This window comes from Lacticaseibacillus camelliae DSM 22697 = JCM 13995, assembly GCF_001311195.1.
In the GTDB taxonomy this organism is placed as follows: Bacteria; Bacillota; Bacilli; order Lactobacillales; family Lactobacillaceae; genus Lacticaseibacillus; species Lacticaseibacillus camelliae.
Genome location: NZ_BBAJ01000145.1, coordinates 1 through 1718, shown reverse-complemented (window position 1 = coordinate 1718; position 1718 = coordinate 1). Strand labels below are relative to the sequence as shown.

Annotated in this window: 1 protein-coding gene and 1 pseudogene; both read right to left on the bottom strand. The window is 52.4% G+C overall.

Going from position 1 to position 1718, the window contains the following annotated elements:
- On the bottom strand, nucleotides 1-599 hold a 599-nt coding region (locus JCM13995_RS13385), incomplete at its 3' end, for a CD3337/EF1877 family mobilome membrane protein (RefSeq protein ID WP_439645224.1).
- Nucleotides 586-1718: pseudogene (locus JCM13995_RS13380) on the bottom strand (ATP-binding protein); the annotation flags it as partial. The gene JCM13995_RS13385 and the pseudogene JCM13995_RS13380, both read right to left, overlap by 14 nt.

The following is a 1718-nucleotide window of genomic DNA, read 5'->3' as shown; positions in this document are numbered from 1 at the left end:
TTGATTTTGCTCACGTAGTCCGGGGCGTAGGCGATGAAGCTGGCTGACGTGATGAAGATCACCACAAAGTTGACGATTGCCGAGATGGCTTTGGAGGTCTCGCGTTTGATGATACCGGTGTAGGCGACATAGATGCCGACTACCAGCGTAATCATGAGGAGTAAGCCGGGGTAAAAGCCGTCAGTAGTGAAGCCGTCCTTTGACACTCCAGCCAAGAGCTGCATGTTCTTCCCAATCGCGTCAGACGTATCTTTGATGAAGTCCAGCGAGTAGGCTTGCTGAATCAGATAACCCGCAGCGTTTGACAGGTAGACCGAGAGTGTCCACAAGAAGTTGGTGATGGCATACAGGCCATAGCTCACAGACTTACCGATGCCATCGCCCCAGTTCCACGGGAGCCAGTCCCAACTCGTATCGACGAAGTAGTCGAGCTGGTAGTGCGACAACGGGTACTTGGAATACTCGTTAGAGCCGCCAGACTGATCGTCAACCAATCCCGCAGCGTGTACCGGTTGACCGCCAGCGAGCATTAGCACTAACATGAATGCCGCGACAACACCGAGAAACAGCAGTAGCCGCCGACGGTTAGCTTTCGTCATCAGCGATCACCTCCACGGGTTTCGGTGGCCGAGTGTCAAAGGCGTGGTGTAGGTGTTCAAAGATATAGTCGAAGTGCAGCACGCCGACGTGCCCCCAGATGTCTTGGAACAAGCACTCCCCATTATCGAGCGACCGGAGCCGATTCTGATTGCCTTCGTCTTCGGCATCAAGGCCAAAGAAGTTCAGCGTGTTCTTGATTTCCGTGATGTCGGTACTACGGAAAGCAAACTTCTGGGCGATATTGTTTTTCATCTTTTCGTCGAGTAAGTCGTCCGCATTTTGAGTGACGAGGTAGACCCCGGCATTCATCGAACGACCTTCACGAATCAATTTCATGGACAACGCCTTACCCTGCGCCACGTTCAAGAAAGCCCAGGCTTCGTCCAAGTCCACGATCTTGAATTGAGCGCGGTCTTGGTGAATGAAATCGATTGCGAACGTACTGATGATCATGAGCATGGCAACGGACAGCATTTCCGCAGTGATGTATTCTTCCTGCGTCTTATCAGCGTCTGGAAGCACCAAGTCTGCAATCTGCACGATGTTGATCTTGCGGTCAAGGGCGATTGTCCGCCGTGCCGTCCCGTCAGAGAACAGTAATGCCGCAAAGTCGTAATCCGTGAAGGATTCGATATGATCGGCAATGTTGCGCGCAATAGGCGTGTCTTCGCGGCGGAGTTCGTCAATGACTTTCAACAGTCCCGGTTCGGCGCCTGTGTTACTGCCCGGATTGCCTTGCGCAGCGTCGGGAAGCGGTCGGCATCACGGCTTGAGATGCCAGTGAGGAAGGTCAGCGTATCAACGGCTAGCGATTCAGAATCCTTCAAGTTAGACAAGATGATATAAGGATCAAGCAGTCCACGGTTTTGTTCCTCACTGGTCAGATTGACGATGTTGATTTGATCTTCCATAAAGTCGAGGTTCTTTGCCCAGCCGGTACGTTCCGACTTCGGGTCAAGAATCAGTGCCTGCGCTCCGTAAAGGACGGCGTAGTAGACAAGCAAATTGTTAGAGAAGGACTTCCCACCACCCAAGCTACCAAGAAAAGCGGCGGATAAGGCATTGGTGACAGTCCCCTTGATACCTTGCGCGGCAATATCTGGTTGCAAGTAGACGTT